We start from the raw sequence: 24,023 nt of genomic DNA, 5'->3' as shown, positions 1-24,023 counted from the left end.
CTCAGAACCGACTCCCGCCACAGAGTTCGCTCGTCTCGTTGACCTGGACCGCAACGTCGGTGACGTTTGCGGGCAGCGCGGCCTCGAGTTTGCGCTCCAGAAGGACGCTCATCACTTCCGCCGTCGGCGGGTGCTCGAGGACGACGACGCCGTCGTCGTCGCCCGCGGCCTCGAAGGCGTCGACGAGGGGATCGCCCTCCTCGAGCAGGAACATGTGATCCCAGTCGTCGATCACGTCGGTGATCTCGCCCTTGTCGGCAACCCACCCTTCGGCAGTCAGTTCGCCGGTGACGGTGACGGCGACCTCGTAGTTGTGACCGTGCGGTCGCGCACACTTCCCGTCGTGGTGGAGAATCCGGTGACCAGCGCTGATCCTGATCGGTCGATCACGGCCGACGTGGAGGATGCGCTCCGTCCCGACGATCGGATCGTCGTCGACCACAGGCGCAGGATCGGAGTCGGCTGCTCGTTCGGTCATATTCCAGTATTCTCCTGGTATTACTTAACTGTGGCCGACCGGGCCGGCGGAGGGCGGCGTGACCGTAAGTGAGGCTTGCAACAGCGGCGGGAGTACCACTGGCACGAAAGTGTCGGTTCGAGGGGTCCCGCTCCCACGCGTCCGTGGCCCGACGGATCACCTCGAGATCCTCCTCGTCCATAGGCGAACTATTTTTCGACCGCAAAAGTAACGATTTCGGCGATGCAGCGTCGCGCCGCTCAGCGGTGCGTGTGATCCCGCTCGGTCGTTTCGGGGCCGTTGAGCCGGTCGAGTTCCCAGTCGATGTCGACCGTGTTCCGTGACGTCTCGGCCAGGCCGCTCCGACTGACGACCTCGAGCGTCCGGCCGGCTGCCTCGTCGGTGAACGGTGCAGCGGCCATCAGCTGTGCGACGTCGGCTCGCGGGATCGATCCCGACACGGAGTTCCCTCCCTCGCCGACGACGGGGTCGTTGGTCGGCGGGCCGGTGGTGAGTTTCCCGGGTCGGATGATCGTGTACGCCAGTCCCGAGCGGCGGAGGGCCGTCTCGGCGTCCCGTTTGGCACGCAGCGAGCCGCGGATCAAGAGTCGCGCGGGCAGCGACAGCCCGGCCTTCGAACTTCCGACGCCGATCGCGCTCTCGAGGACGAAATACGACGCAGTTGCGCCCATCGCGGCCGTCACGAGATTGATAACCCCGGTTCGGTCGACCAGTTTGCCGCCGATCGTGTGCCGCAGGCTCGGCGGCGTACCGAGCGCACAGTAGACGATATCGCAGTCCTCGACCGCAGCGACGGCGTCGGCAGACTCGAAGAAGTCGGCGACGATCACTTCGTCGGCTCCGAGTCGCTCTAACGTATCGACGTTCGCATAGGAGCGCGTCGTCGCGCGAACGGTCAGATCGGTCGGTCGCAGGACGGACAGCAGTTCGTGCCCGGTATCACCGCTCGCTCCGGCGATGAGTATGCGTTCGGCTGTCGCTGGTCGGGATCCAGTGTCGGTCATCGACCGAGATACTGTCCGGATACGGATAATCTTCACCAGTAATCAACGGACGCGACAGTCCCGCTCGCGGTCACAACGCGGACACGACGGTGCTACGGATCCGGAACGAACGCGGTCGTCTTCCGGTTAGTCGTCCGACTGGAGTCGCTTCGTCGTCTGGACGAGCGGGTGCCGGGCGTAGTCGACGACGTCGATATCGTCGATCCGCTCGAGTTCTTCTTTTCGCGCGGTTTCGGCCATCCCGAGTTCGATCTGCTGGTCGATCACGATGACGTAGGCGTCCATCTCGTCGATCCCGAGTCGGTCAGATGCGAGCACGCGGTGGTGCCCGTCCGCGAGCAAGAGCGTTCCGTTGTTGTCGATGACGACCAGCGGCTCCGCCAGTCCGTGCTCGAGTTCGTACCGCCGCCCCTCGAGTTCGTCGGCGTAGACCCGGCCCTGCGTCGGTGTCAGCGCCGCGAGCGAGACCGTCCGTCGTTCCTGTTCGAGTTCGATCCCGTGAATCTGCTCGAGCGTCCGCATCAGCTTTCCGACCTTCTCGGGCGTCGCGCGCTCGATCTGACTGCGGATGACGTCGGCGTTGGAGATGATCCCCACCAGGTTGCCGGCGTCGTCGACCACGGGTAGTTTCTGGATGCCGGATCGGAGGATGACGCGGGCCGCGTCGGTCACCTTCATGTCCGGATGGGCGACGAGCAGATCCGTCGCCATCACCTTGAAGATGAGGTCGTCCTCGTCGGCCAACAACAGATCGCGGGCGCTGATGAAGCCCTCGACGCGGCGACGCTCGCAGACGGGAAACCCGCTGTGTTCGTCGCTCTCGGCGATCCGCGTCGCGACGCCGCCGACGGTTTCGTCGGGGGCGACCGTCACGACGTCGCGTGTCATGTAGTCTTTGACCTGCGGTTTGTTCCTGTCCGACGCGACCTCCATGGTGGAGACGAGGGCCTCCGCGTGGAAAAGACTGTCTTCCCGTTTACGGGCCGAACCTGGTACTTACGCGGACCCGCCGTCCTGATCGAGCGAAAACAGCCACTCGCTGGTCTGGGTGTACGCTCCGACCGGTGCCCCCGGTCGGGTGTCGATCGCTTCGAAAAACCGGTTCGTGATCACTTCCTCGACCACGCTGACGATCGACTCGACCTCGTCCTCGTGGTCGGCGCTCCCTAAAATACCGATCTCGAGTTGCGCGCCGGCCATATCGGCGTGACCGCCGGCGCTGCCGATCCGATCGAACGCGTCCCTGAGCGTCTCGCCGAGGTCGACGTCACCCGCTCGCGATCGTGCCGAGAGAAACACCATCTGCTCCCGGAAGCCAAAGACCAGAGTCGTCTCGACACCCTCCATCGACAGCAACTGATCGGCCGCCTGCGGTAAGGCGTCGCGATTGCTAACCCGACCCACGCTCGCGACGGCGACCGAACCGCGCTGGATACGGTTCTTGATGGCTCGAGCGATCGTCTCTAACGTCTCGCCTTCGACCGTCGGCTGCTCGATCAGGCTCATGACGGACGTATCGACGTGGGGCCAGAGGATCGATGCGGCGTCGAAATCCGACGGCGAAACCTCTCGAGTGAAGTCGTTCGTATCGATCCGGATACCGTACAGTAACGCCGTCGCCGTCGCCCGTCTGGGCTCGAGGCCGAATCGATCGAGGTAGTCGGTCATGACGGTACTCGTCGCGCCGGCGTGTTCGCGCAAATCCACGAAGTCGCCGGGGACCGGTCCGCGGGGCGGGTGGTGGTCGATGACGATATCGACGTGAAGCTCCTCGGGTAGCTGATCGTTGACGCCCGGACGGGAGTGATCGACCAGCGCGAACGCGTCGTACTCCTCGAGCGAATCGGTCGGCGACAGGTTTCTGAGATCGAGCTCGAGCAGGTTGACCATCGCGCGGTTCTCCTGGTGAGAGATGTCCCCGAAGTAACACGCGTCGGCGCCGACGCCCACTTCCTCGGCGATGTCAACCAGCGCAACGGCGCTGGCGATCGCGTCGGGATCGGGATTGTCGTGCATGACGACGGCCAGTCGGTCGTCGATCGTTGCCAGCTGTTTCCGGAGCCCGATGGCGGCGTCGGCCGACGGTCGGGCCACGCCGTCGAGTACGTGCTCGACCATCGCCGTTTCCGCGTCGACGACGTGATCCGCGAGTTCGTCGAAGGTCGCCCGGTCCGCTGGCGTCGCGTTCCCGCCCAGATAGGCGACGATCGACGCCCGCGGGAAGCGTTCCCGGGCGTGTCCGAGTGCGGTTCGGTTGACGTCGGTTCGATCGCTGCCGACGAAAATCACGTCCGGCGTGTCGGTGTTCGCGATCACCGACGGATCGGTCGGGTCGGCACAACGGGCGGGAATGCTCTCGTCCCGAAGCGCCTCGACGACGGTCTCGTCGTCGGTCACGACGAGGAGTCGCTCGCGGTCGTCACCGTCGCGCTCGGGGCACTGCTCGGCGACCTGGCGGCCGACGGTTCCACAGCCGAGCACGAGCCGAAAAAGCATATATCGCGGTTTGCAGCCCCGACGGGGAAAAGCTACCGGGTTGTCCGCCTCAGCCGACGACCGACGCCGCAGCATCGAGCGCGGCGTCGGCGACCGGACCGAAGCCGGGGAGGATGACGATCGTCATCACGGCGGCGACGATGATCGCCGCGTAGAGCCCGGTGGGCTGGGCGAGTCGGTCTCGAGTCGCGGCGGGCTCCTCGATCCAGAGCGCCTTGACCAGCCGCGAGTAGTAGTACAGCGAGAGCGCGCTGTTGACTACGAGCGCGGCGGCGACGGCGAGCATCGCGGTGTTGGCTGACGCCGCTTCGATAGCCCCCGTGAACAGGAAGAACTTGCTGAAGAAGCCGCCGAAAGGCGGGACGCCAGCGAGACTGAACAGGAAGACGGCCATCGCGGCGCAGGCGACGGGCGCCTGCGTCGAGAGGCCGTTGTAGTCCTCGAAGGTGCGGCCGACGCCCCAGTGTTCGGCCAGCGCGACGAACAGGAACGCGCCCGTGTTCATGAAGCCGTAGACGAGCAGGTGCATCATCGCGGCACCCATCACCAACTCGCCGCCTTCGGCGGAGAGCCCCGCCAGGCCGATCAGCGCGTAGCCGGCGTGGCCGATCGAGGAGTAGGCGAGCATCCGCTTGACGTTGTTCTGGGTCGCCGCCGCGAAGTTCCCGACCGTCATGGTGACGATCGCGAGGATGATGAACGCGACCGTCCAGTCGAGGCCGATCACGTCGGCCGTGGCGGCGAGCGGGAACGCTTCCGTAAACACGCGGAATGCGATCACGAAGCCGGCGGCCTTCGAGGCCGAGGAGAGGAACGCGCTGATCGGCGCGGGAGCCCCTTCGTACGCCTCGGGTGCCCAGAAGTGGAACGGGACGCTCGCAGTCTTGAACGCGAAGCCGCCGATCAGCATGAGGATGCCGAGACCGAGCAGACCGCCGTACTGATCCGCCTCCCCGGTTTCGATGACCGCTGCGATGTTTTCGAGTTGCAGGTGGCCGGTCGCGCCGTAGACCAGCGAGATCCCGTAGACGAAGATCGCCGAGGACAGCGCGCCGATCAGGAAGTACTTCAGACCGGCCTCGACGCTGCCGCGATTGTCCTTGAGGATCGCCACGAGGGCGTACGATGGGAGACTCGCCAGCTCGAGGGCGATGAAGACCGTCACGAGGCTGTTCGACGCGGCCATCATCGACATGCCGGTCGCGGCGAGGACGACGAGGGAGTAGTACTCCGCCTGGTAGGCGTGATCGACCAGGTAGTCGTAGCTCGCGACGGCGACCAGGGCCGTCACGATCGAGACGACGATCATGAAGTACAGCGCGAGCTGGTCGACGACGAGTTGGCCCCCGAGAATATCAACGACGCCGAGTCCGCCGTCGACGGTCGGCGTGCCGACGCCGGCGAAGATGAACCAAACGGCGACGGCGAGCGAAGCGAGCGAACCGCCGGCTGCGACCGTGGCCAGCAGCGAGCGGTTAGTCGACCGCGGCGAGATGCTGTCGAAGATGAACAGCGCCATCGCGGTCGCCGCCATGATCAGCGCCGGCGCGAGTGCGGCCCACTCGGGCAGTTGGTACGGTTCCATCACAGCTCACCTCCGGTCAGGATCGGATCGACTGCGTCGGTTATCATCTCGAAGATCAGATCGGGAGCCACGCCGAGGGCGATAATGATACCCAGCAACACGAACATCGGTGCGATGTCGTGCAGCGGCGCGCGACCCACCTCGTAGTCGGTTTCCAGGTTGTACGGACCGAAGACCGCCCGCTGGAGCGCAAAGAGTAGGTAACCGGCGACGATGACGATGCCGAACATCGCCAGCGCCGTGAACAGCGGAGCGTAGTCGAAGCCGGCACCGAACGCGCCGAAGAAGATGAAGTACTCCGCTGCGAAGCCGCTCATCAGCGGCAGTCCCATGTAGCCGAACGCGCCGGCGACGAGGATGCCCACGGCGACGGGCATCCGATCCGCCATCCCGGACATATCCGTGACGAGTCGGGTGTGGGTCGCGTTGTAGATGACGCCGACGGCCATGAACATCAGCCCCGAGATGAGGCCGTGAGAGACCATCTGGAAGGTCGCGCCGCCGATCCCGAACTGGGTGTAGGCGACCAATCCGAGGATGACGTACCCCATCGACGACACCGAGGAGTAGGCGACGATCCGTTTCAGGTCGGTTTGAGCGAGCGCGAGCATCGCGCCGTAGATGACGCTGACCACCGCGATGGCGGCGATCGGAACCGCGTACGTCTCGACCTGATCCGGGAACATCGTGAAGTTGAACCGGAGCAGGGCGTAGGTCCCCATCTTCAACAGCACGCCGGCCAGGAGCACCGACGCGGGTGTCGGTGCCTGCACGTGAGCGTCGGGCAGCCACGTGTGGAACGGCACGACCGGTACTTTCACCGCGAAACCGAGGAACATCGCGACGAACACGACCGACGCAAGGGTGGTTCCCTCGAGTCCGAACAGTCCTTCTGGGCCACCGGTGAGCATCGCATCCGCGATTTCGGGGAGTGCAAAGCTCGAGACGGAGTCGCCGAGGCCGAAGACGAGCGCGATGAACGCGCCGAACATCAGCAGCGACGCCACGTTCGTGTAGACGAAGAACTTGATGGCGGCGTACTTCCGGTCGGGGCCGCCCCAGATACCGATCAGCAGGTACATCGGGATCAACACGGCCTCCCAGAAGATGAACCAGAGGAAGAAATCCAGCGCCGTGAAGACGCCGATCAGGTTCGCCTCGATGAAGAGGACGAGTCCGTAGAACTGGGACTCGCGGTCGTCGATCGGCGTCCACGAGCTCATGATGGCGAGCGACGTGAGGATCGTCGTCAAGACGACGAGGGGCAGGCTAATTCCGTCGACGCCGACGAACCACGAAATCGAGTAGTCGGCCAGTTGAATCCACTCGAGGTGGGATTCGAAGGCGAGCGTTCCGTTCAGGAGGGCGTTCCCGCTGCCGTCGAACGCGGTGAACATCCACAGGCTGAGTGCAGCGGGAACGAGGCTGATCGCGAAGGCCAGTTTTCCCGCGACGCGATTCGGCGCGACGAACGTGACGAGCGCGCCGACCAGTGCAACTGCGATCAGTGCTTCGATCATCATAGGAACCACCCTCCATAGAACCCGAGAACGACCAGTAAGCCGATGAATCCGGCCACCAGCAGTGCCGCATAGTTCGTCACGATCCCCGTCTGGATGCGCTTTATCCAGCTACTGCTGAACAGGCTGACGCTCGAGACGCCGTTGACGGTACCGTCGATGACCGTCTGATCGAATCGATCCGCCGCGCGTGCGAGCGGGACCGTGACTCGTTCCGCGAGCCAGACTTGGTACTCGTCCTGGTAGTAGTTACTTCGCAAGACGTCGTACGCGCCACCGAGTTTCGTCATGTGACGCGTCGGCTCGGGCACGTTGTAGAGCGTGTGCGCCGTGAACGCGCCGGCGAGTGCCAGTCCGAGCGAGAGTCCCGCACCGAGCAACATGGTGACCGTCTCGGAGCCGATGTAGCCCTCTTCGAAGGCGACCATCTCGTGATAGGCGTGGTAGGTCAGCCCGTCGACGGCACCGTACTCCCCGTCGAGCCAGAACTCGAGGAACGTGATGTCCGCGCCCGCGAGCTTAGCGATTGGTGCGAGGTTCGCGAGCCCAGCGACGGTCGCCAGGATTCCGAGGGCGACGAGCGGGAGCTTGATCGGCCAGCCGACCCCGTGTGGCTCCTCGGCCGCTTCGGACCGCGGCTCGCCGTGGAAGGTCAGGAAGACCATCCGGAAGGTGTAGAAGCCGGTGAAGAAGACGGCGATGAGCCCCATCGCGTACGCGAGGAGGATGACCGGCTGCTCTAAGCCGACGATGAGCGCGTCGAACAGCACCTCGTCTTTCGACCAGAAGCCGGAGAAGGGGACGATTCCCGCGAGCGCGAGCGCGCCGGCGAGGAACGTGTAGTAAGTGACGGGCGCTTTGTCCTTGAGTCCCCCCATCTTCCACATGTTCTGTTCGTGGTGCATGAGGAGGATGACGGCCCCGGCACCGAGGAACAGTAGCGCCTTGAAGAAGGCGTGATTCATGAGGTGGAAGACGCCGGCGACGTAGCCGCCGACGCCGAGTCCGAGCATCATGTAGCCGTACTGGCTGATCGTCGAGTACGCCAGCACCTGCTTGATGTCGTCCTTGACGACGGCCATCGTCGCGGCGAACAGCGCGGTGAAGCCGCCGACGAACGCGATGATCGCGAGTGCCGTCGGGGAGAGCGCGTAGTAGCCGAACATGCGGGCGACCAGGTAGACGCCGGCCGCGACCATCGTCGCCGCGTGAATGAGCGCGGAGACGGTCGTCGGACCCTCCATGGCGTCGGGCAGCCAGGTGTGGAACGGGAACTGGGCGGATTTACCCAGCACGCCGCCCAGCACGAGCAGCCCGGTGATCGTCACCCACGTCCGGGCGTCGAACCCGAACAGCGTGTTACCGTCGTCGATCGCGGTCTCGGCGGCCACGACGAACGAGTCGTCGCCGGCGAACGCGACCGTGCCGAACGTCGCTGCGATCGCGACGACCCCGATCAGGAAGAAGTAGTCACCGAAGCGGGTGACGAGGAACGCCTTCTTCGCGGCCGAGGGGGCACTGCGCGTGCGGAACCAGAACCCGATCAGCAGGTACGAACAGAGGCCGACGAGTTCGAAGAACATGAACGCCATCAGCAGGTTGTCCGCGTAGACGAAGGCGAGCATGCTGAACGTAAAGAGGCCGAGTCCGGCGTAGTACCGGGGCAGCCCCGTTTCGCCCTCCGCGTTCATGTAGCCGAGACTGAACACGTGGACGAGGACGGCGACGAGTGAAACGATGACCAGCATGAGCGCCGAGAGCGGATCGATCAGGAGCCCGAAGGTAAACGCGATTCCCTCCGTCCCGACCTCACTCGCGGCGTCGCCGGCCGTCCACTCGTACAACGTCTCGTGATACACTTCGCCGCCAGCGACGGTCGCGAGCATCCACAGCGAGAACAGCAACGAGCCTGCCGTCGCGAAGATACCCGGAATCGCGCCCTTCTTCGGCAAGTACTTGCCGAACGTGAGGGTCACGACGAACGCCACGAGCGGGAACACTGCGATTACCGGTGCGTAGCCAAATGCGCCTGTTCCTGCCATCTTACCACCTCATCGTCGTCGGAACCGTGACGTCGATATCACGGAAGTTGCGGTACAACACGAGGATGATCCCGAGCCCGACGGCGACCTCCGCGGCAGCCAGCGCCATCGTAAACAGCGCGAAGATCTGCCCCGTGAGATTGCCGTGGTAGAACGCGAAGGCGATCAGGTTGATGTTCGCCGCGTTCAGCATGAGCTCGACGGACATCAGGAACATCAGTGCGTTGCGACGCGTCAGCACGCCGAAGAGCCCGATACAGAACAGGGCCATCGACAGTAACACGTAGTACTCGACGCCGACACTCATCGATCCTCACCCCCGGCCGACTCGGTGTCGGCCGCGCCGTCCGCTGACTCCGTTTCGGTGGCAGCGGTATCGCCGGTCGATTCCGTCTCGGTATCGGCGGAACCGCCGTCCGTCACCGTCGGTTCGGAGCGGCCAAAACCGCTCGAGTCGGGTGCCGCGGTGTCGCCGGGACTCGTGCTCTCGAGCGCAGAGACCGGTTCGCCGTCCTCCTCGCGTTTCGCGAGGACGAGCGAGGCGTCGAGTGCAGCGTCGAGCGCGAGCGCGACCAGGAAGAACGCGGCGAGGAACAGCTCGGTTCCCGGGACGCCGTTTGCCTCCTGGAGCGCCTCGAGATTGAACAGCGCGTAACCGATCCCGGCGGTGATCGATTCGACCCCCGGGAAGCCGCCGTCCGCCATCGACTCGAACGGCGTGTTGAGGACGACCAGCGCCATCAGCCCGAACAGGGCGACGGCGAGCACGCCCGGAAGCAACGACGGTCCGAGTCTGAGTTTCGGTCCGTCCGTCATGTCTGTACCACCTCTTCGGACGCCGGCTCCTCGCGCTGGGTGAGCATCACGGCGAACGTGATGAGGACGAGCACCCCGCCGACGTAGACGAGGATCTGCATCATCGCCACGAACTCGGCTGCCAGCATCACGAAGTGAACCGCGATGCTCAGTAGCGAGACGCCGAGCATGAGCGCCGAGTGCCAGGGATCTTGTAGGAGGACAACACCCACTGCGCTGGCGAGCGTCACGAACGCAAACGCCGCAAATGCGATCGTATACAACATTGTTACTGGTAATCAACCTCCCCGTCACCCTCGCCGATCCACGCACCACGGTCGGGTTCGCGCGACTCGAGCGGGTCGATATCCTTGTACCACGGGACGGCCTTCAGTTGCTCTTTGTTGTAGACCAGATCGTGTTTGGTGTCACCCGTGAACTCGAAGTTCTGGGTGAGCAAGATGGCGTCGACGGGACAGACCTCCTCGCAGAGCCGGCAGTAAATGCACTGTCCGATGTGGAGGTTGTACTGTTCGCCGTTGCGCTGGTCGTCCATCACGATCTGGATGGTGTCGTTCGGACAGACGTTCTCGCACTGTCGACACCAGATACAGCGCTCCTGGCTGAACTTGTGGACGCCCCTGAACCGCGGCGAGACGTCCGGTGCGGTCTCCGGATACTCGACGGTGAACGTCGAGCCATCCAGTGCGTGTTTCATCGTCGTAGCCATGGATTTGAGTAGTCCGATCATGCTATCAGCCCCACAATAACCGCGGTGAGCACGAGATTCGCAAAGGAGAGGACGAGCAGTCCCTTCCAGCCGATCTCGATCAGTTGGTCGATTCTGACGCGCGGCACCGCCGAACGGAGCCACTGGGTCAGCAAGAACACCGCCCAGATCTTGATGAGGAACCAGACGATCCCAAGCGCTGCCGGACCGGGTCCAGCCGGGCCGCCGAGGAAGATCGTCGCGATGATCGCCCCGCCGAGGAAGATGTGGAGGAACTCCCCGAGGTAGATCAACACGAAGTAGACGGAGGAGTACTCGGTCTGGTAGCCGGCGACGATCTCGGTCGGTGCCTCTGGCGTGTCGAATGGGTTCCGGCCGACCTCCGCGAAGTTCGCAACGAGAAAGAGGGCGAACGCGAACGGGTTGACGAGCGCGTACCACGCCGGAATGTCGAGTCCGCCGAGCGAAACGAGGGTCGCCGCCTGCGTGTCGACGATCGTACTCATCTGCAGGGAGCCGGCGAAGATGACGACCGACATCCCGGTGACGACCAGCGGGATTTCGTAGGCGATGTTCTGTGCCACCGCACGAAGCCCGCCGAGCATCGAGTACTTGTTCGCCGACGCGTAGCCGGCCATCACCAGTCCGAGACTGGCGATACCGGCGACCGCAAAGACGTACGCCAGTCCGACTTCGGGATCGGCGAGCTGGATGCCGCTCCCCATCGGAATAACGGCGAACCCGAGGAGCGCCGACGACGCGACGACGATCGGCGCGAGATCGTAGGCCGGTCGATCCGCGTTCTCGGGAATGACGAGTTCCTTCGAGAGCAGTCGTACGGCGTCGGCAACGATGATAAACAACCCGGCCGGTCCGAGCCGGTTGACCGCGATTCGGTCGGTGAACGCGGCGGTGATCTTTCGCTTCGCCCACGGGCCGGCGATACCGGTCATCGCCAACATCAGGTTGCCGATGAGAAAGGCCGCGAGGAACGTCGCGAGCAGTTCGCCGCCGACGCCGAGCCCATCCAATCCCGTCAGGTCGCCGATTCGCTCGGGAAGCAGGACGGTCTCGTCGTTTTGTAACGGAACTGCTGTTACTCCACCGACCATACTTACCGATCCACCTCCCCAAGAACGATATCGAGACTACCGAGCGAGGCGATCAGATCGGGAATGTACTCCCCTTCGGACATGACCTCGAGCGCCGAGAGGTTGTGGAAACACGGGCTCCGAATCTTGAACCGACCGGGTTTGTCCGTCCCGTCGGACCGCATGTAGATTCCGAGTTCGCCCTTCGCGCCTTCCACGGCGCGGTAGACTTCGGTGTCGGCATCGGGTTTCAGGGTTCGTGGCACGTTCGCCTGAACCTCCCGTTCGTCTTCGGGCCACTCCTCGAGCAAGTCGAGACACTGCTCGATGATCTTGGCCGATTCCTCGACTTCCTGCATGCGCACGAGGACGCGACTGTAGTTGTCGCAGCCGTCTTCGGTGACGACGTCCCACTCGAGGTTCTCGTAGTAACCGTAGGGGTCGTCGCGTCGGAGATCGTAGTCGATCCCCGAGCCGCGGGCGACGGGGCCGGTACAGCCGTACTCCTTGGCCATCTCGGGTTCTAGGATCCCGGTGTCGTGACACCGGACCTGGAAGATCTCGTTGCCGGTGATGAGAGCGTTGTACTCGTCGACCTTCGCCGGCAGTTCGTCGAGGAAGTCACGCGTCTTCGCGACGAACTCCTCGCGGGGTTCGGGCAGATCCCAGGCGACCCCGCCGAGCCGGAAGTAGTTGAACATCAGCCGCTGTCCGGTCAGATCCTCGAGGATGTCCTGAATGACCTCGCGGTCGCGCATCCCGTACTGGAACACCGCGGTGAAGTCGCCGTAGACGTCCAGTGCGAACGTGGCCAGCGCGAGCATGTGCGATGCGATCCGGCACAGCTCAGCGCCCATCGTGCGGATGATCTGGGCGTACTCGGGGACGTCGATATCGGCCAGATCCTCGGCTGCGCGAGCGTAGGCCCACTCGTTTAACAGCCCCGCCGAGACGTAATCCCAGCGGTCGGGATAGGGCATGATCTGGTGGCGATACGTGCCGTTTTGGCACATCTGTTCCTCACAGCGGTGGAGATAGCCGATGTCGGGATCGACGTCGACGACGGTCTCGCCGTCGAGCACCGTCTTGATGTGGAGCACGCCGTGGGTCGCCGGGTGGTGGGGTCCGATGTTCAAGAACATCGTGTCCGACTCGGCCTCGTGGTGATCGGGCTGGATCGGGTTCGCGTGCTCCGTGAGGGTGACGACCTGCGGCTTTTCCTGATCGTATCCCCGCGAGAGCGGATGGCCCTGCCACGTCTCGGGCAGGAGGATCCGGCGCGGATCCGGATGGCCCTCGTAGTCGATGCCGACGAGATCGAACGCCTCGCGTTCGTGCCAGTCCGCGGTCCGGAACACCGGTTCGGCCGACTGGCTAACCGGGTCGTCTGTCGACGTCGGGACGACGATCGAGACCTCCTGGGTCGGATCGGCGTACTTCTTCATGTGGTAGATCGATTCGTACCGATCCGCGTACTCCTGGGCGGTGAGACAGGAGAGGTGATCGAACCCTGCCTCGTCTCTGAGGTCCGTGAGAACGTCCTGAACGGCGTCCGGTCGAATAACGAAACCAGGAGCGTTCAGGTGATCGTCGCGTGCGAGCGCGCGATCACCGATCAGCGCCTCGAGTTCGTCCTCGCTGACTTCGATCGGCGGCTGTGACCGTCGCGTGAGTCCCGTGCTCATGGCGAATCAGCCCAGTTGTAGCGCATGACGAGGTCGTCTTCGTCGATTTCGCTCGCGAGTTTCTGGACGAGTTCGTCCTTCGGAAGGTCGCCGAACTGCTCGAGTTCGTAGGGTTTGACGACGACCGGTGACGATTCGCCGTTCTGGATCCGCTCTTGGAGTTTGGCGACGCCGTAGATGAGCGCCTCCGGTCGGGGCGGACAGCCAGGAACGTGGATGTCGATCGGGATGATCTCCTCGGCACCCTTGACGACGTTGTAGCCCTCCTGGAAGGGGCCGCCGGAGATCGTACACGAGCCCATACCGACGACGAACTTGGGCTCGGGCATCTGGTCGTAGACGCGTTTCATGCGGGGGCCGAACTTCGAGACGATCGTCCCCGGAACGATCATCACATCGGCCTGTCGCGGTGAGGCGCGAGGAACGCCGGCACCGAAGCGATCGAGGTCGTGTTTGATCGCGTACGTGTGCATCATCTCGATGCTGCAACAGGCGATCCCGAACTGCAGCATGAACATCGAGTTCCCCCGTACCCAGTTCATGAACTTGTCGAACTTCGTGAGGATGAACGGCGTCGAGCCGAAGGCCTCCCGAAGCTTGGAGTTGAACCGGTCGTCGGGTCCTTCGCCGATCCGCGAGTCGCGGGTATCCGTCGACGGGGCGGTGCTATCGTGGATCGATTGTCGTGGATTGTTGCTACTCATTGTCGATCAGTGTCGGACGCTGCCTGACGCGGTGTCTGTGCCCACTGTACTGCACCGTTGCGCCACGCCCACGCGAGTCCGACCAGTAGGATGGCGACGAACAACAGCATGGGTCCGAGAATCCCGAGCAGCGAGACGGTATCCGATTCGACGGCATCCAGGTAGACGACCGCCCACGGGAACAGGAGGACGGTTTCGATATCGAAAACGACGAACAGAAGCGCAACCATGTAGTATTGGATGTTGAACCGGATGCGTGTTCCACCGGTCGGAATCTCGCCACTCTCGTAGGTGGCACGTTTACTCGTTTCGGGGACGGACGGTCGAAGGAGGTACGATACCGCCATCATTCCGAGCGGTATCAGCAATCCGACGAGCGCCAATGCCCCGATAGCGATCCAATCATTCATCTCCGTAACGTTCGAGGGTTCAAACCGCACGCATATAAGGGTTGATTGTTCGTTTTTCGGCGAAATAGCGGACACAGCGCCGTCTTCCGCGACAAATCATGCAGTTGAATCCTCCCTGGATATTACAGATCGCCCAGCGAGGGGTGAATACACCGGTAGCATCTCGTTACATCCGGCTGCGATCGGTAGTCGAACGACCGATTCTCGATCGAGAACATCTCCCGGAGACGTCCGAAACTCCGACCGCTCGAGCACTTTTTCAACCCACTATCGCCGGATCGACCGTTCCGCGGCGAAAACGATCGCGAGTTCACAGCCGGTAATAGCCGATAAATACCCCGAGAACGAGTTGTTACTCGTTCGAAAACGATTCTGTCCCGCGGTCGTGAAGCTCTCGAGAGACGGTGCCGACGCTCTCGCGGAGGCCGTCGTGATAGGCGACGAGCCGGTCGCGGACCGATTCGTGTTGGCGGGCGAGGATCTGGGCCGCAGAGAGCGCGGCGTTGAACGATTTTCCGGCGTCGACCGCGACGAGCGGCGCGCCGGTGGGCATTCCGATAACGCTGTCGACGGACTTCTCCTGAACCGGGACGCCGATCACCGGTAGCGGATAGGCGATCGAGGCGGTCATATTCGGCAGGTCCGCCGACTTGCCGCCGGCACCGGCGATGATAACCTCGAGCCCCCGCTCCTCGGCCGTCTCGGCGTAAGCCGTCATTAAGTCGGGCGTGCGGTGGGCGGAGGTGACGTACGTCTCGAACGTGAACCGCTCGTCGGGCGCGTTCTCGTAGTCCGTCTGTTCGCCGAAGCCGAGTTCGTCGATGAAGGCGTCGTAGGCCCCGCCCCGCTTCCCGCCGGTCAACATGACCTCGAGGTCGGAGTCGCTCCCCATGACGATGCCCACGTCGGGCGTCTCTTCGGTCGGACGGTCCTGTTCGGCCTCCCGGTGTAGCCGGTCGATCAGGTCGGAAACGCTGTCGCTCATAGCTGATGATGCTCGCGCGGGTGACTTCAATGGGCCGCAATGGATCGCAATAACGGTACAGTAGGGCTACTGCTCTGCCACTACCTACGCTACGACCGGAACGTCACCGCACCCTCGAGTTCGCGCGCGGTCTCGAGGAGCGTCTCGACGTCCGCGTCCGAATCGTCCGCCGAAACCGTCACGTGCCCCATCTTGCGTCCCGGACGGGCCTGCCGTTTGCCGTACCAGTGGAGGTGCGCGCCGGGCGTCTCGAGCACGCGGTCGATATCGCTCAGTTGTGCGTCCTGGGTTTCCTCGACGTCGGCCAGCAGGTTCGCCAGGGCCGTCGGCGAGCGGAGTTCGGTCGAGCCGAGCGGCCAGCCGAGGACAGCCCGCGCGTGCTGTTCGAACTGGGAACTGTGTGCGCCCTCGATGGTCCAGTGGCCGGAGTTGTGCGGGCGCGGGGCGATCTCGTTGAGCAGGATCTCTTCATCGGACTCGAAGAGTTCGATTCCGTACACACCGCGCCCGTCCATGACCTCGAGAACGTCGCGCGCGACCTCGTAGGCTCGCTCCGTCGCGGCCGCGCTCGAGCGCGCGGGGACGACCGTCTCCCGAAGGATCTCGTCTTCGTGAATGTTCTCGCCGACGGGGAAGGTAGCGATCTCGTCCTCGCCCTTGACGGCGATCACCGAGATCTCCCGTTCGAACTCGACGAACGCTTCGACCATCGCGGGGCCGGCGACCGACTCGAGGGCCTCCGCTGCTTCGTCTTTCGACTCGACGGGAACGTTCCCGCGGCCGTCGTAGCCGCCCGTGCGGGCTTTGAGCATCACCGGCGCGCCGTAGTCGTCGATGGCGTCGCGGATGTCGTCGGCGTCCTCGACCTCGCGAAACGGCGGGACCGGAATCCCGGCGGCCTCGAGGTCGCGCTTCTGGACGAGTTTGTCGTGGATCGTCTCCAGCGTCGACGGCTTCGGGTGGACCGGCGTCCCCGAGTCCTCGCTGACGCGCTCGAGAACGTTCTGGTCAGCGAGTTCGATCTCGAACGTGAGAACGTCCGCGCGCGCGGCGAGTTCGCGGATCCCGGCTTCGTCGTCGAAGTCGGCGACGATCTGATCGCGGACGACGGGCGCGGCCGGGCAGTCGGGCGTCGGATCGAGCACGACGACTTCGACGCCGAGCGGCGACGCCGCTTCGGCGAGCATTCGTCCGAGTTGTCCGCCGCCGACGACCCCGAGCGTCGGCCCTGGTGTCCGTATCGTTGTCATTGCGCGCCGGTTGACGGCGATTGCGCTTAAGAATTGGTAATCGGTGATCGGGCTCGACAACCGGCATCTAGTCGGCTGCTTCCTCTCGGCTTCCCCGGTTTTCGGACGTCTCGAACGGGGCTGACAAATCGGGAGTGCGGACGGCGTTCCACCGTCGGATTGGACGTATTACTCCCGTTCGTGGACCTCGAGGACCTTCCCGGCAGCGATTGTCTGACCCATGTCGCGGATGGCGAAGCTCCCGAGTTCGGGGATCTCGCTCGATGGCTCGATACTGAGTGGCTTTTGTGGTCGGATGGTGACCACGGCGGCGTCGCCCGACTGGATGAAGTCGGGGTTCTCCTCGTCGACCTCGCCGCTCGAGGGATCCATCTTCCTGTCGATGGACTCGATCGTACAGGCGACCTGGGCCGTGTGCGCGTGGAAGACCGGCGTGTAACCGGCCGTGATCACGGACGGGTGCTGCATGACGACGATCTGGGCCTGGAACGTCTCGGCGACGCTCGGCGGGTCGTCGGCCGGGCCGCAGACGTCGCCGCGGCGGATGTCGTCCTTGCCGAGGCCGCGGACGTTGAATCCGACGTTGTCGCCGGGCGCTGCCTGTGGCACCTCTTCGTGGTGCATCTCGATCGTCTTCACTTCGCCGCCCACGTCGCTGGGCTGAAAGGAGACGCTGTCGCCGATGTTCATGATACCGGTCTCGATGCGTCCGACCGGAACGGTACCGATCCCCGAAATCGTGTAGACGTCCTGAATGGGGACTCGAAGCGGTGCGTCCGTCGGCGGCTGCGGCTCGGGAAGGCTGTTCAGCGCCTCGAGCAGGATCTCGCCGTCGTACCACGGCGTGTTCTCGGAGTGTTCCGCGACGTTGTCGCCCTCGAACGCCGATACCGGGATGAACGAGGCGTCCTCGGTATTGAACTGGACCTGATTGAGTAGTTGGGTGACCTCTTCGACGACCTCCCTGTAGGTCTCCTCCGAGTAGTCGACGATGTCCATCTTGTTGACGGCGACGATGAGTTCGTCGATACCGAGGGTTCGGGCCAGGAAGACGTGCTCCTGGGTCTGGGGTGCGACACCGTCGTCGGCCGCGACGACGAGGACGGCGTGGTCGGCCTGACTCGCCCCGGTGATCATGTTCTTGACGAAGTCCCGGTGACCGGGCGTATCCACGATGGTGAAATCGTACTCGTCGGTATCGAACTCCTGATGGGCGATGTCGATGGTGACACCCCGCTCTCGCTCTTCGGCGAGGTTGTCCATGACGTAGGCGAATTCGAAGCCGCCCTTGCCCTTCTCTTCCGCTTCCTCGCGGTGCTGTTCGATGACGTGCTCGGGTACGCTCCCCGTCTCGTAGAGGAGTCGCCCCACGAGCGTGCTCTTCCCGTGGTCGACGTGACCGATAATAGCCAGGTTCTGGTGGGGGTTGTCTTTGCTCATGGTGAATTGCTGTGAACGGGTATACGGTGGACACGCTGGTAAACTCTTATCTGGCATCTCCTAGACAGTCCGACGAACCGATACAACCGGCTCGAGATATTCGCGGCGAGTTACGTCGTCCATCGAGAACGGTACCTCTTTTACCCACCCTCTCTACCGCTCGCGTATGACCACGCTCGGACTGGTGGTCGCGGAATTCAACCGTCCGATCACCGAGCAGATGGAAGACGCCGCCCTCGAGGCCGCCAACGCCGCGGGTGCCGAGGTGTACGAGACGGTCACCGTTCCGGGCGTGTACGACGCGCCCCTCGCGGCGGACCGACTCGCCCGCCTCGAGGCCGTCGACGCCGTGGCCGTCATCGGGACGGTCATCACCGGCGACACCGATCACGATCAGGTGATCACCGACGCGACCGCTCAGCGACTCTCCGATGTGTGTCTCGAGCGTGACACCCCTGTCACACTCGGCGTGACTGGCCCCGGCATGTCCGCCGCCGAAGCGCGCGAGCGCGTCGCAAACGCGGCGAAAGCCGTCGACGGGGCGCTCGACCTCGTCGAACAACTTCCCGATCCAGATACCGATTCAGCCTCACAATGACGATGGAATTTACCGACCGCCTGACCCGAGTCGAACCGTCCGCAACGCTCGCCATCTCCGCGCTCGCCACCGAACTCGAGGCCGACGGCGCAGACGTCGTCGACCTCTCCGTCGGCGAACCCGACTTCCCGACGCCACAGAACATCATCGACGCCGGCCAGGACGCGATGGACGCCGGCCACACCGGCTACACCACCTCCGCCGGCATCCTCGAACTCCGCGAGGCGATCGCCGACAAACTGGCCGCCGACGGCCTCGACCACGGCCCCGAGAACATCATCGTCACGCCGGGCGCGAAGCAAGCCCTCTACGAGATCGTGCAAGCGCTCATTCAGGAGGGCGACGAGGTCGTGCTCCTCGACCCTGCGTGGGTCTCCTACGAGGCGATGGTCAAGATGGCTGGCGGCGACCTCACCCGCGTCGATCTCTCCGATTCGGCGTTCCAGCTCGAGCCCGCTCTCGACGACCTCGCGGACGCCGTTTCCGACGACACGGAACTGCTGATCGTCAACTCGCCGTCGAACCCGACCGGTGCCGTCTACTCCGACGCGGCGCTCGAGGGCGTCCGCGACCTCGCCGTCGAACACGACATCACCGTGATCTCCGACGAGATCTACAAGGAGATCACCTACGGCGTCGAACCGACGAGTCTCGGCACGCTCGAGGGCATGGCCGATCGCACGATCACGGTCAACGGCTTCTCGAAGGCCTACTCGATGACCGGCTGGCGACTCGGCTACTTCGCCGGTCCCGAGGAGCTGATCGAGCAGGCCGGCAAACTCCACAGCCACTCGGTTTCCTCCGCCGTGAACTTCGTCCAGCACGCCGGCATCGACGCGCTCGAGAACACCGACGAGGCCGTCGCGGAGATGACCGAGGCGTTCGAGGAGCGCCGAGATCTCGTCGTCGACCTGCTCGACGAGCACGACGTCGATGTCGCCGTTCCCGAGGGGGCGTTCTACATGATGCTCCCCGTCGCGGACGACGATCAGGCGTGGTGTGAGGGGGCGATCGAGGACGCCCACGTCGCGACCGTTCCCGGCAGCGCGTTCGGCACGCCCGGCTACGCGCGGATCTCCTACGCCGCGAGCGAAGCGCGGCTCGAGGAAGGGATCGAGCGACTGGCCGAGGAAGGCTACCTGTAAGCGTCAACTCGAAGCGCTCGCGCCACCGCTCCTGCCCGTGAGTTTATAATCGATCACGGGACGAAACCGGGCATGGACTGTCCGACGTGCGGGAAATCGCTGGCGACGGAACAGGGGATGCGCCAGCACCACACGAAGGTTCACGGCGATCCCCTGCCGAACCGGACGTGCAAGGGCTGCGAGTCGGAGTTTTACGATCCGAAATCGCGGCGGAAATTCTGCGAAGAGTGTAATCCGAACGCCGGCAAGCACAACGGCAACTGGTCCGATGCGAGTGAAACGGCAACGTGTACGAGCTGTGGCGACTCCTTCTCGTACTATCCCTCGAACAAGGACGGAACGTACTGTCCAGAGTGCGTTAGGTCGGCTGACGGTCTCTTGCCTGAGAATCCGTCAGATCCGGGCGAGCGAGTGGCTGTAACCTGCCAGTACTGCGAAACGGGACTCGAAGTCGTGCCGTCTCGAGCGATTGATCGCCGCTACAGCGTTTTCTGCACGCTCGAATGCTACGGCGAATGGCTTTCGGAGAACGTCGTCGGCCCCGACCATCATCAGTGGGAGGGTGGCTCGATCACGTATGGAAAACGATGGTGGCGGATTCGACGGCAGGCGCTCGAGCGTGATGAGTACGAGTGTCAACACTGCGGTGTGGACAAAGATGAACTCGACCGGAATCCGGACGTGCACCACTTGAAGCCCGTTCGGTCGTTCGAACAGCCCGAGAAAGCACACTCGATGGAAAACGTCATCACACTCTGCCGGCGCTGCCATCGACGTGCTGAAGCGGGAACAATAGCCGTTTTGTCTCGAGACGAAAAGTAACACTATTGTGCGGCGGCGGTCTATCCGATAAGTGAAGTCCCGTGATGGCGAGCAGGTCCGTATGGATTTGCGAGTTGCGCGGGGCGGCGAACGAAGTGAGAAGTCCCGTGGTGTAGTGGCCAATCATATGGGCCTTTGGACGTGCTCGGTTCGGTCCGTCACGGAAGACAGCCTATGACGGCGGTTCGAATCCGCCCGGGACTATTCTGCGACGGACTGAGGAGCGAATAGTTCGAATCCGCTCTGGGGACATACCTTTTCGAACACGTTTCCAGATACTTCCTGAGACCCACGCTGTATTGCACTCAGCGGTTCCGACGATGGTACGCTCATTTTAAGTGACCACGAACGACCCAGTCGTCACGATATTACTGTGGAACGCCTTTTTGACTGCCATCACTGGTGATAGCGATGCAATACATCCTCGTTGTCCCAAATATTGTTGGAACTACGCTTATTGGGATCGGATTGCTCCGTCCGAAGTAGAAAACACGGAGTACAAGAAATCAAGATTATGAGATCTCCCCGCCGCTCCGATGGACGGTATCGTCGCCCAACTTCTCGGTGAACACCGATCGATACTAGTAACTGCTATTTTCAATTATATATACAAAATATTAATATAGGTCTGCTAGAACAGAAGGTTTATACGGGTATAGATTCCGACTCAGCATGCAGAGTATGACGCCCACAACTAATCGCCCGCTAGACTGTTCCGACGACCCCGCTAACAGTACACAGTCCGATGAGGCGTTGACCCTCTCTCAAGACGAGATTTTTCACATTCTTCAGACGAGTCGGCGAAGGGACGTGATCGATTACCTGCTCGACAAATCAGGACCGGTCAAGATGGGGGAGATCGCCGAACACGTCGCAGCAAAGGAAAACGATACCACCGTGGCGAACCTCACCTCCACGCAGCGCCAGCGGGTCTACATTCCGCTGTACCAGTCGCACCTCTCGAAGCTCGACGAGAAGGGACTCATCGAGTACGACAAGCCCCGCGGGATCGTGCGACCGACCGACGAGGTCGAGAAGTTTCGTCCCTATCTCGAGGCGACAAACGAGGATATCGATCGGCGGGCGGCCGGACTGTCCCATTCCATCGTCATGCGCGCTGCCGGGGACTACAACGTTCCGGCCATCTGTGCGAGTATTAGCCTGTTAGCCGCCTTCGCGGGTGGTTTCGTTCGAATCTCCGGAGTGGCCCTCGGGACGCTCATCGTCGGCCTGTTCGTACTGGCCAGAGTCGCGACGACCGTCACGACCTCACGCTCATCGAACCGGTCAATCGACACGCGCTCGACGCATTGATTCGTGCGGGAGAGAAGCGTCGTGTAGCCTCGCCCGCCGTGTAGTACACCGAAGGGGAAGATAAGGCACGTCTCACCGCCGCTCGAGCGATTACCTTCGAGCCCGCGGCCAGCGAATATTCGGTCCACGTTCCCGCCGACGCGTTTGCGTCTCGTGTCGGTCTCCGATCAGTACCATATGTGACGCATAGTTAGTGATTTTCGTGGTTTACTCTCAAGTAACTGTTAGCAGCGGAGACGGACGAGGGCTTAGCAGCCCTATAGTAATCGGCGTTTCGGCGAGCGTTCATCCATGTTCGGAACCAGCGGTATCCGCGGAACAGTTGGAGACGATGTGACCGGTGCACTCGCACTCTCCGTGGGTCGTGCCGTCGCATCCGATGGCTACGACCGGGTCGTCGTCGGCCGAGACGCTCGAGAGAGCGGTGCGGTTCTCGTCGACGCAGTGACCGCCGGGCTTCGGGAGTGTGGTGCGACCGTCCTCGAGGCCGGCGTCGCACCGACACCGACGGTTGCGAGAGCCGTCCCGCGAGAAGGTGCAGATGCGGGCATTGTCGTCACGGCCTCTCACAACCCCGCACCGGACAACGGATTCAAACTCTGGACCGCGACCGGGAAGGCCTTCGATCCTGAGCAATGCGACGCCATCGCGTCCCGCATCGAACGCGACGAGTACGAGTTGCAGCCCTGGACCGAACAGGGCTCGAGCCAGCGACTCGAGGGCGCGGTCGATCGACACGCGGCGGAACTGGCCGACGCCGTCTCGCTCGACGACCCGCCGAGCGTCGTCGTCGACGTCGGGAACGGTACCGGCGGGATCACCGCCCGCGTGCTCGCCGACCTCGGCTGTGACGTCATTACGTTGAACGGGCAACAGGACGGGAGCTTTCCGGGGAGGCCGAGCGAGCCGACTCGGGAGACGCTCACCGCGCTTTCCTCGGTCGTCGGATCGACGGACGCCCAACTCGGCATCGCCCACGACGGAGACGCCGATCGGATGCTGGCCGTCGACGACACCGGAACGTTCGTCCCGAAAGACGTCCTGTTCGCGCTGTTCGCGCGTGATACGGCGTCCGAAGGTGACGTCGTCGCCGCACCGGTCGGGACGAGTATGTCCGTCGACGACGCGCTCGCGGCCGTCGGTGCGTCGGTCACTCGAACGCCGGTCGGCGATGTATTCGTGGCCAATCGTGCGACGCAGTCCGACGTCGTCTTCGGTGGCGAACCCAGCGGCGCGTGGATCTGGCCTACCGAAACGCTCTGTCCGGACGGACCGCTCGCCGCGTGCAAACTCGTCGAACTCGTCGCCGATCGAGGACCGCTCTCGTCGCTCGTCGAAAGCGTCGAGACGTACCCCATCCGTCGAACGTCGGTAGCGGTCGAGGAGAAAGACGCCGCAATGGCTCGAGTTCGCGACCGCGTCCGCGAGCAATACGACGACGTCGAGACGCTGGATGGCGTTTCGATCACCGTGGATGACGGGTGGATCCTCCTGCGTGCGAGCGGGACCGAACCGGTCGTACGGGCCACGGCCGAGGCGCGAACCGAGTCTCGGGCCGAGCAACTAGCAGCCGATGCCGTGGCGATCCTCGAGAACGCGACCGAAGCGAATCCGTGACCGCGTTGTGAGGGGTCCAAAAAGACGAGCCGGCGTTCGCATCAGTTAGCGCGACTCACGCACTCATTGTCCGGTTGTCGTTCGATCAGATGTGCAGGATCGTCGCCGATAACGAGACGTCGAGGCGAACGGAATCCTCTCATTCGACCACACAGTCACCGGGAACGGTGTTTTTTCGCGCTGAGGCCGGTTTAACGGGATGATAATGAAGTATTCTGTTCCCCCCTCTGGAGATAGATTGCTGTGTTGCAACGAACGACGCCGCTGCCGCTGCGTTCTCGGCAGTGGTCAAACGGAAATAGTGGCCAGAAA

The 24,023-nt window shown here is 63.3% G+C and carries 23 protein-coding genes and 1 tRNA gene; 6 read left to right on the top strand and 18 right to left on the bottom strand.

All coding sequences use genetic code 11. The features are described 5' to 3' along the window. Position 1: 1 nt before the first annotated feature. From DWB23_RS09590 to tuf, 18 genes are all read right to left on the bottom strand, one after another. A complete protein-coding gene (locus DWB23_RS09590; protein ID WP_121742586.1) occupies positions 2 to 478 on the bottom strand; it encodes a 6-pyruvoyl trahydropterin synthase family protein in 477 nt (158 codons plus the stop codon). A 239-nt stretch (positions 479 to 717) separates the two neighbouring features. Beyond that, positions 718 to 1,482: an NAD(P)-binding oxidoreductase gene (locus DWB23_RS09585; RefSeq protein ID WP_121742585.1), complete on the bottom strand. Its 765-nt coding sequence runs from the start codon at positions 1,480 to 1,482 to the stop codon at positions 718 to 720. 126 nt (positions 1,483 to 1,608) lie between these two features. Beyond that, positions 1,609 to 2,415, bottom strand: coding sequence for a CBS domain-containing protein (locus DWB23_RS09580; protein WP_121742584.1), 807 nt, complete (start codon positions 2,413 to 2,415; stop codon positions 1,609 to 1,611). A gap of 63 nt (positions 2,416 to 2,478) precedes the next feature. Then, the gene (locus tag DWB23_RS09575) at positions 2,479 to 3,978 is read right to left on the bottom strand and encodes a DHH family phosphoesterase (protein WP_121742583.1); all 1,500 of its coding nucleotides are present in this window, start codon (positions 3,976 to 3,978) and stop codon (positions 2,479 to 2,481) included. A gap of 49 nt (positions 3,979 to 4,027) precedes the next feature. Then, positions 4,028 to 5,563, bottom strand: coding sequence for an NADH-quinone oxidoreductase subunit N (locus DWB23_RS09570; protein ID WP_121742582.1), 1,536 nt, complete (start codon positions 5,561 to 5,563; stop codon positions 4,028 to 4,030). Then, positions 5,563 to 7,086, bottom strand: a complete 1,524-nt coding sequence (locus tag DWB23_RS09565; RefSeq protein ID WP_121742581.1) for a complex I subunit 4 family protein — start codon at positions 7,084 to 7,086, stop codon at positions 5,563 to 5,565. Before DWB23_RS09565 ends, DWB23_RS09570 begins: the two co-directional genes overlap by 1 nt. Beyond that, positions 7,083 to 9,125, bottom strand: coding sequence for an NADH-quinone oxidoreductase subunit L (gene nuoL / locus DWB23_RS09560; RefSeq protein ID WP_121742580.1), 2,043 nt, complete (start codon positions 9,123 to 9,125; stop codon positions 7,083 to 7,085). The genes DWB23_RS09565 and nuoL overlap by 4 nt, the downstream gene beginning before the upstream one ends. Before the next feature lies 1 nt (position 9,126). Beyond that, the gene (gene nuoK / locus DWB23_RS09555; RefSeq protein ID WP_121742579.1) at positions 9,127 to 9,432 is read right to left on the bottom strand and encodes an NADH-quinone oxidoreductase subunit NuoK; all 306 of its coding nucleotides are present in this window, start codon (positions 9,430 to 9,432) and stop codon (positions 9,127 to 9,129) included. Beyond that, positions 9,429 to 9,941 carry a hypothetical protein gene (locus tag DWB23_RS09550; RefSeq protein WP_121742578.1) on the bottom strand — a complete coding sequence of 171 codons (513 nt, stop codon included), beginning with the start codon at positions 9,939 to 9,941 and terminating at the stop codon, positions 9,429 to 9,431. Before DWB23_RS09550 ends, nuoK begins: the two co-directional genes overlap by 4 nt. Continuing rightward, positions 9,938 to 10,207, bottom strand: a complete 270-nt coding sequence (locus DWB23_RS09545; protein WP_121742577.1) for an NADH-quinone oxidoreductase subunit J — start codon at positions 10,205 to 10,207, stop codon at positions 9,938 to 9,940. Before DWB23_RS09545 ends, DWB23_RS09550 begins: the two co-directional genes overlap by 4 nt. A gap of 2 nt (positions 10,208 to 10,209) precedes the next feature. Then, positions 10,210 to 10,671, bottom strand: coding sequence for a NuoI/complex I 23 kDa subunit family protein (locus DWB23_RS09540; protein WP_015320303.1), 462 nt, complete (start codon positions 10,669 to 10,671; stop codon positions 10,210 to 10,212). Further along, positions 10,668 to 11,762, bottom strand: a complete 1,095-nt coding sequence (locus tag DWB23_RS09535; RefSeq protein WP_121742576.1) for a complex I subunit 1/NuoH family protein — start codon at positions 11,760 to 11,762, stop codon at positions 10,668 to 10,670. Before DWB23_RS09535 ends, DWB23_RS09540 begins: the two co-directional genes overlap by 4 nt. Before the next feature lie 2 nt (positions 11,763 to 11,764). Continuing rightward, on the bottom strand, positions 11,765 to 13,426 hold the full coding sequence (locus DWB23_RS09530; protein ID WP_121742575.1) for an NADH-quinone oxidoreductase subunit D: 1,662 nt from the start codon (positions 13,424 to 13,426) through the stop codon (positions 11,765 to 11,767). Then, positions 13,423 to 14,130, bottom strand: a complete 708-nt coding sequence (locus DWB23_RS09525; RefSeq protein ID WP_121742574.1) for an NADH-quinone oxidoreductase subunit B — start codon at positions 14,128 to 14,130, stop codon at positions 13,423 to 13,425. Before DWB23_RS09525 ends, DWB23_RS09530 begins: the two co-directional genes overlap by 4 nt. Further along, positions 14,127 to 14,540, bottom strand: a complete 414-nt coding sequence (locus DWB23_RS09520) for an NADH-quinone oxidoreductase subunit A (protein WP_121743068.1) — start codon at positions 14,538 to 14,540, stop codon at positions 14,127 to 14,129. Before DWB23_RS09520 ends, DWB23_RS09525 begins: the two co-directional genes overlap by 4 nt. 352 nt (positions 14,541 to 14,892) lie before the next feature. After that, positions 14,893 to 15,525, bottom strand: a complete 633-nt coding sequence (locus DWB23_RS09510) for an AIR carboxylase family protein (RefSeq protein ID WP_121742572.1) — start codon at positions 15,523 to 15,525, stop codon at positions 14,893 to 14,895. 89 nt (positions 15,526 to 15,614) lie between these two features. Continuing rightward, complete coding sequence (locus DWB23_RS09505) at positions 15,615 to 16,775, bottom strand: 5-(carboxyamino)imidazole ribonucleotide synthase (protein ID WP_121742571.1); 1,161 nt, start codon at positions 16,773 to 16,775, stop codon at positions 15,615 to 15,617. A 168-nt stretch (positions 16,776 to 16,943) separates the two neighbouring features. Continuing rightward, positions 16,944 to 18,215 (bottom strand): translation elongation factor EF-1 subunit alpha, encoded by a 1,272-nt coding sequence (tuf, locus tag DWB23_RS09500; RefSeq protein ID WP_121742570.1) that lies wholly within the window; start codon positions 18,213 to 18,215, stop codon positions 16,944 to 16,946. Positions 18,216 to 18,381: 166 nt separating this feature from the next. On the opposite strand from tuf, the gene ribH reads away from it, so the two are divergent. The 6 genes from ribH (at position 18,382) to glmM (ending at position 23,711) form a co-directional block, all read left to right on the top strand. Continuing rightward, positions 18,382 to 18,813 carry a 6,7-dimethyl-8-ribityllumazine synthase gene (gene ribH / locus DWB23_RS09495; protein WP_121742569.1) on the top strand — a complete coding sequence of 144 codons (432 nt, stop codon included), beginning with the start codon at positions 18,382 to 18,384 and terminating at the stop codon, positions 18,811 to 18,813. Further along, positions 18,810 to 19,958 carry a pyridoxal phosphate-dependent aminotransferase gene (locus DWB23_RS09490; RefSeq protein WP_121742568.1) on the top strand — a complete coding sequence of 383 codons (1,149 nt, stop codon included), beginning with the start codon at positions 18,810 to 18,812 and terminating at the stop codon, positions 19,956 to 19,958. The genes ribH and DWB23_RS09490 overlap by 4 nt, the downstream gene beginning before the upstream one ends. A 72-nt stretch (positions 19,959 to 20,030) precedes the next feature. Continuing rightward, positions 20,031 to 20,780: an HNH endonuclease gene (locus DWB23_RS09485; protein ID WP_121742567.1), complete on the top strand. Its 750-nt coding sequence runs from the start codon at positions 20,031 to 20,033 to the stop codon at positions 20,778 to 20,780. 101 nt (positions 20,781 to 20,881) lie between these two features. Beyond that, positions 20,882 to 20,984: transfer RNA gene (locus DWB23_RS09480), tRNA-Gln, on the top strand. A gap of 477 nt (positions 20,985 to 21,461) precedes the next feature. After that, positions 21,462 to 22,094, top strand: a complete 633-nt coding sequence (locus DWB23_RS09475; protein ID WP_121742566.1) for a DUF7344 domain-containing protein — start codon at positions 21,462 to 21,464, stop codon at positions 22,092 to 22,094. Between the two features lie 291 nt (positions 22,095 to 22,385). Further along, on the top strand, positions 22,386 to 23,711 hold the full coding sequence (gene glmM, locus DWB23_RS09470) for a phosphoglucosamine mutase (protein ID WP_121742565.1): 1,326 nt from the start codon (positions 22,386 to 22,388) through the stop codon (positions 23,709 to 23,711). Positions 23,712 to 24,023 lie beyond the last annotated feature (312 nt).

This window comes from Natronorubrum halophilum (assembly GCF_003670115.1).
Classification (GTDB): Archaea; Halobacteriota; Halobacteria; order Halobacteriales; family Natrialbaceae; genus Natronorubrum; species Natronorubrum halophilum.
This window is presented reverse-complemented; position numbering and strand designations above follow the sequence as displayed.